Source organism: Pedobacter sp. (assembly GCF_045628745.1).
Classification (GTDB): Bacteria; Bacteroidota; Bacteroidia; order Sphingobacteriales; family Sphingobacteriaceae; genus Pedobacter.
On record NZ_JAZQPU010000472.1, the window covers coordinates 1 to 5,483 of the forward strand.

Annotated in this window: 3 protein-coding genes and 1 pseudogene; 3 read left to right on the forward strand and 1 reads right to left on the reverse strand. The window is 38.7% G+C overall.

Annotated elements, in window-relative coordinates; genetic code table 11:
* Together ACR2F7_RS17020 and ACR2F7_RS17025 are read left to right on the forward strand one after the other, a co-directional pair.
* Window positions 1-559, forward strand: a pseudogene (locus ACR2F7_RS17020) (carboxypeptidase-like regulatory domain-containing protein); the annotation flags it as partial.
* Between the two features lie 34 nt (window positions 560-593).
* Complete coding sequence (locus ACR2F7_RS17025; protein WP_432714730.1) at window positions 594-1,667, forward strand: PA0069 family radical SAM protein; 1,074 nt, start codon at window positions 594-596, stop codon at window positions 1,665-1,667.
* Between the two features lie 240 nt (window positions 1,668-1,907).
* Here the strand turns inward: ACR2F7_RS17025 and ACR2F7_RS17030 are convergent, their stop codons facing one another.
* Window positions 1,908-4,445, reverse strand: a complete 2,538-nt coding sequence (locus ACR2F7_RS17030) for an ATP-dependent Clp protease ATP-binding subunit (RefSeq protein ID WP_432714731.1) — start codon at window positions 4,443-4,445, stop codon at window positions 1,908-1,910.
* Between the two features lie 562 nt (window positions 4,446-5,007).
* Here ACR2F7_RS17030 and ACR2F7_RS17035 point away from each other — a divergent pair.
* Window positions 5,008-5,483 (forward strand): ATP-binding cassette domain-containing protein (locus ACR2F7_RS17035; protein ID WP_432714732.1); only part of this gene is annotated, 476 nt, incomplete at its 3' end.

Consider the following 5,483-nt stretch of genomic DNA (forward strand, 5'->3'; position numbering starts at 1 on the left):
GCATTTTTTTAAATCACTTTACAAAGGAACGACCAAGGAAGAAGGCTTCGTGATCAATAAGCTGGTCAAAATCAAAAACGATAGAAGACCTCCCGACAGCCTGATCGATGCCAATATCACCAGACTTAAAAAAGCACAACATGGCGTCATTCGCTTAGGCTCTGCAGAAAACGATTCACTGACCTATTGGGCAACGATTAAAAAGATGCCTAAGAAAATTAGCACCTTGAACCGCAGCGAGGTGTTAACAGATACCTTGGTTACACAACGCTATAAAGACTTAAAAACCATTAACTATAAGGATGATCTTTATGTGATTTATACCAAGGAGCGGGAAACCAATGATTACACCAACACATCCGGGCATTCAGTAGCCCGACCACTAGATATGCCAAATTACCAAATCTCTGTGGTACAAATGATGGAGGGCCCTGTACATTTCTATGCTTCGGGCGGAATTTATCAGCCTAAATCGTTCCTTTATGAGGGTTTCTGGGCTTATGAGAAAATAGCCGACATGGTGCCCATGGATTATATTTATAATCCTGCTAAAAAATAGTTAAAATTGCTAATAATTTTAGTAATTTTATAACATGAGCAGTGATGAAGAAAAACCGGATAATTACTTAAAAGGTCGTGGGGCACAATTAAATCCGCATAATCATTTCCTCAAGAATGATTATGTGCAGGAACATGTGGAAGGTATTGACGACTGGGAAGTAGAAAACACCAAAACATCCTTTATTTTTGGCCAGTCAAAATCGGTAGTTAACAAAGTGGAGAGCCCTGACGTAGGCATGGCCTATTCGCTTAACCCCTACCAGGGTTGTGAGCATGGCTGCACTTATTGTTACGCGCGTAATGTGCATGAATACTGGGGCTTTAGTGCAGGGCTAGATTTTGAGCGTAAAATCATCGTTAAAAAGGAGGCTCCCGCACTATTCAGAAAATTCCTGGAGAAGAAAAACTGGGACGCCAGTGTCATCTCCCTATCGGGAAATACAGATTGTTACCAGCCTGCAGAAAGAAAATTCAGGCTCACCCGCCAACTGCTGGAGATCGCCCTCGAATATAAACAGCCTATAGGTATCATTACTAAAAATGCCCTGGTTTTACGCGATCAGGATATTTTGCAGGAAATGGCGAAGAAAAACCTCTGTATGGTTTATGTATCCATCAACAGCCTCAATGAAGAACTAAGAGCTAAGATGGAACCCCGCACGACGACTGCCAAACAAAGGTTAAAAATTGTAGAGACCTTAAGTCAGGCAGGCATCCCTATGGGTGTGATGGTTGCACCTTTAGTACCCGGTTTAAGTGACCATGAAGTACCACAGATTTTAAAAACTATTGCCAACAGTGGTGCCCGCAATGCAGGTTATACCATTGTGAGGCTTAATGGCGCAATAGGTCCCATCTTTGAAGACTGGCTTAAAAAGAATTATCCAGATCGCTTTGACAAAGTATGGCACATGATACAAAGCTGCCATGGTGGCCATGTTAATGACAGCAGGTTTGGCCAACGCATGCGTGGCAATGGTCATATTGCCCAAATGATCAGTGATACTTTTAAGTTGCACTGCAGAATCAACAAGCTGAATACACAACCCGTGTTACTCGACTCTAGTCAATTCAGGGTTCCTGGTTCACAGCTGCATTTATTTTAACTTATCTTGTATTAAGCAAGAACAAAAAAGAATAACAGCACAAAATCCAAGAATATCTAGACAAACACAAGAACAACAGTTTAAACCTAGGAATAAAAGCAAAATGACTTAGAATATCTAGAAAAAATACAAGAACAACAGCTTAAAACCAAGAAAAAAACACTAACCCAAGAAAATCAGGGCAAAAAAATTCCGCTGTTGTAAAACAGCGGAATCAATTAAATTAGGAATTAAAACCCTTTATTCAGGACTTGTGCCCTCTTCTTTTATCTTTTTGCTAGGGTTTTTATTAACCACAACAATTTGCTCAGTTTCGCTATTGTAGTCAATTTCCAATACTGCACCTTGCTGTACCTCACCTTTCAGAATCTCTTCTGCAATAGGATCTTCCAGGTATTTTTGGATGGCACGTTTCAACGGTCTTGCACCAAAATTGATGTCGAATCCTTTGTCGGCAATAAATTCTTTAGCCTTGTCGGTTAACTTAACTTCATAGCCCAAACTCATTACCCTGCCAAATAAAGATTTCAATTCAATATCAATGATTTTGAAGATTTCTTCTTTGCCTAAAGTATTAAAAACTACCACGTCGTCTACCCTGTTTAAAAACTCAGGAGCGAAAGCACGTTTCAAAGCATTTTCAATAACACCTCTGGAGTGTGCATCAACCTGGTTAGTTTTAGCTATGGTAGAGAAACCTACGCCTTGTCCAAAATCTTTCAACTGGCGTGCGCCAATATTAGAAGTCATGATAATGATGGTATTTCTAAAGTCTACCTTGCGACCAAGACTATCTGTAAGCTGACCTTCATCTAATACCTGCAACAAAATGTTGAAGACATCAGGGTGAGCTTTTTCAATCTCATCTAACAAAATGACAGCATAAGGTTTACGGCGAACTTTTTCAGTCAGCTGGCCACCTTCTTCATAACCAACATAGCCTGGAGGCGCACCCACTAAACGTGAAACTGCAAATTTCTCCATGTATTCACTCATGTCAATTTGAATCAAGGCATCATCACTGTCGAACATGAAACGAGCAAGCTCTTTAGCCAATTCTGTTTTACCCACACCAGTTGGTCCTAAGAAGATAAAGGAACCGATAGGTTTTTTAGGATCTTTCAATCCCGCACGTGTACGTTGAATAGCTTTAGTGAGCTTTTTGATGGCATCTTCCTGACCAATAATTTTGGTAGCCACAGTATCGTACATATTCAATAGCTTTTGGCTATCGGTTTGTCCTACACGTTGCAATGGAATACCGGTCATCATAGAAACTACTTCTGCCACATTGTCTTCAGAAACTGTATAACGTTTAGTTTTAGTTTCCGCTTCCCATTCGGCTTTAGCACGCTCTAATTCTTCTAAAAGATTCTTTTCAGTATCTCTCAGTTTAGCAGCCTCTTCATATTTCTGACTTTTAACAACTTTATTTTTCTCCACCTTGATATCTTCAATCTTGGTTTCAATGTCAATGATGTTTTCAGGAACATGAATGTTGGTCAAGTGTACTCTTGAGCCCGCTTCATCTAAAGCATCAATAGCTTTATCGGGTAAAAACCTGTCGGTGATATAACGGGATGTCAAGGTCACACAAGCCTGTATAGCTTCATCAGTATAAGTTACGCCATGGTGATCTTCGTATTTTTCCTTAATACGGTTTAAGATCTCAATGGTTTCATCAGGTGTAGCAGGTTCAATCATTACCTTTTGGAAACGACGATCCAGGGCACCATCTTTTTCAATATACTGGCGATACTCATCTAAAGTAGTGGCACCAATACATTGTATTTCTCCCCTTGCCAATGCTGGTTTAAACATGTTGGAGGCATCCAGCGAACCAGAAGCACCACCTGCACCAACAATGGTATGAATTTCATCAATAAATAAAATTACATCGGTAGATTTTTCAAGCTCGTTCATCACGGCTTTCATTCTTTCTTCAAACTGACCACGGTATTTAGTACCTGCCACTAAAGAGGCAAGGTCTAAAGTAACCACGCGTTTGTTGAATAATACCCTTGAAACCTTACGTTGCACAATTCTTAATGCTAAACCTTCGGCAATAGCAGATTTACCAACGCCGGGTTCACCAATTAAGATAGGGTTGTTTTTTTTACGACGGGATAGAATTTGAGAAACACGCTCAATTTCTTTCTCACGGCCAACAATGGGGTCCAAACGACCTTCCTCTGCAGCTTTCGTTAAATCCCTGCCAAAGTTGTCTAGAACAGGGGTTTTAGATTTAATGTCTGAAACTTTTTTAGGACTGCTGAAGCTTTCTTCTTCACGGTAATCATCATCACCTGTAGAGGCACTGCTCTGAGGATCATCTCTGAAACCGTTTTTATTTACTTCAACTTCTTGTTTAAAAATTTCATAATTGATGCTGTATTGCAATAAAATTTGAGAAGCAATATTATCATCATCACGCAGGATGGACAATAACAAGTGCTCCGTACCTATCAAGTCGCTTTTAAAGATCTTAGCTTCTAAATAAGTGATTTTTAAAACTTTTTCAGCTTGTTTCGTTAAGGGAATGTTTCCCAGATTTACAGTCACGCTGGAGGTGCCTCTTACAGCATCTTCAATAGAACGGCGTAGTTTAGTCGTATCAACTCCTAATGATTTTAATATCTTAATAGCCATACCATCGCCTTCGCGAATTAAGCCTAATAAAAGATGTTCTGCGCCTATGTAGTCGTGTCCTAATCTCAGGGCTTCTTCCCTGCTAAACGAAATCACGTCTTTTACTTGTGGTGAAAATTTAGCTTCCATATTTACCTTTCTTAACCAGAATACCCTAAACTATAAAAATCTTTTGATTATGGTATACCAGATATAACTTTTTATCAACAATTAAGCCATATGGACCAAAAAAGTGATTACTCCTGCCTATATTTCATAAAACTTACTAACTGCTGACTTTATTGCCGCAATTTGCCCAAGGAGAAGTAATTCTGTCAGCCGAGACCATCATATATATATTAACGAAGTTTTTATACTAACCGTCTTAAAGGCTGAAAATAAATACTTTACTTCTAAAATATACATGAATTCCATTAAATAACGGCATTATACTTTCATACAAAAATGTGGGCAATTCTGTAGATTCTCATTTCATCAACTAATTGATGATATAATAATAAACCACTTTGTTATAGGCTCGTTGTTTCTATCTTTGTATCCAATTTTGGCATTAGCACTTCTGCCTTTTATCAGACTATTTAGCAAGGCAAAAGTTTAGCAGCTCAAAAAGTCAAAACTTAATTTAGCAATGAACTTTTTCAACAACAATGTTCATGTATACCACTAATATAATTAATATAAAGAAATAACAATGTCAGACGAAAAGATAATATTTTCAATGGCGGGTGTAAATAAGATTTACCCCCCTCAGAAGCAAGTACTAAAAAATATATACCTCTCTTTTTTCTATGGAGCAAAAATAGGTGTTATTGGTTTAAACGGATCGGGAAAGTCTTCAGTTTTAAAGATCATTGCTGGTCTTGATAAAGCTTTCCAGGGAGAGGTTGTTTTTTCTCCAGGCTATACCGTGGGCTATCTGGCTCAGGAACCTGAACTTGATGAAAATAAAACCGTTAGAGAAGTTGTTGAAGAAGGTGTAGCAGAGATTACCGCTATCCTTAAAGAATACGAAGAAATCAACGAAAAGTTTGGTTTGCCCGAAGTTTATGAGAATCCTGATGAGATGGAGAAACTGATGAACAAACAAGGTGAATTGCAGGATAAAATTGATGCTGTAAACGCCTGGGAACTTGACAATAAATTAGAACGTGCCATGGACGCTTTACG

Excerpts from the sequence above, each read along its gene's own strand:
- ACR2F7_RS17025 (WP_432714730.1), top strand. The coding sequence starts at position 594 with ATGAGCAGTGATGAAGAAAAACCGGATAATTACTTAAAAGGTCGTGGG.
- ACR2F7_RS17030 (WP_432714731.1), bottom strand. The coding sequence starts at position 4,445 with ATGGAAGCTAAATTTTCACCACAAGTAAAAGACGTGATTTCGTTTAGC.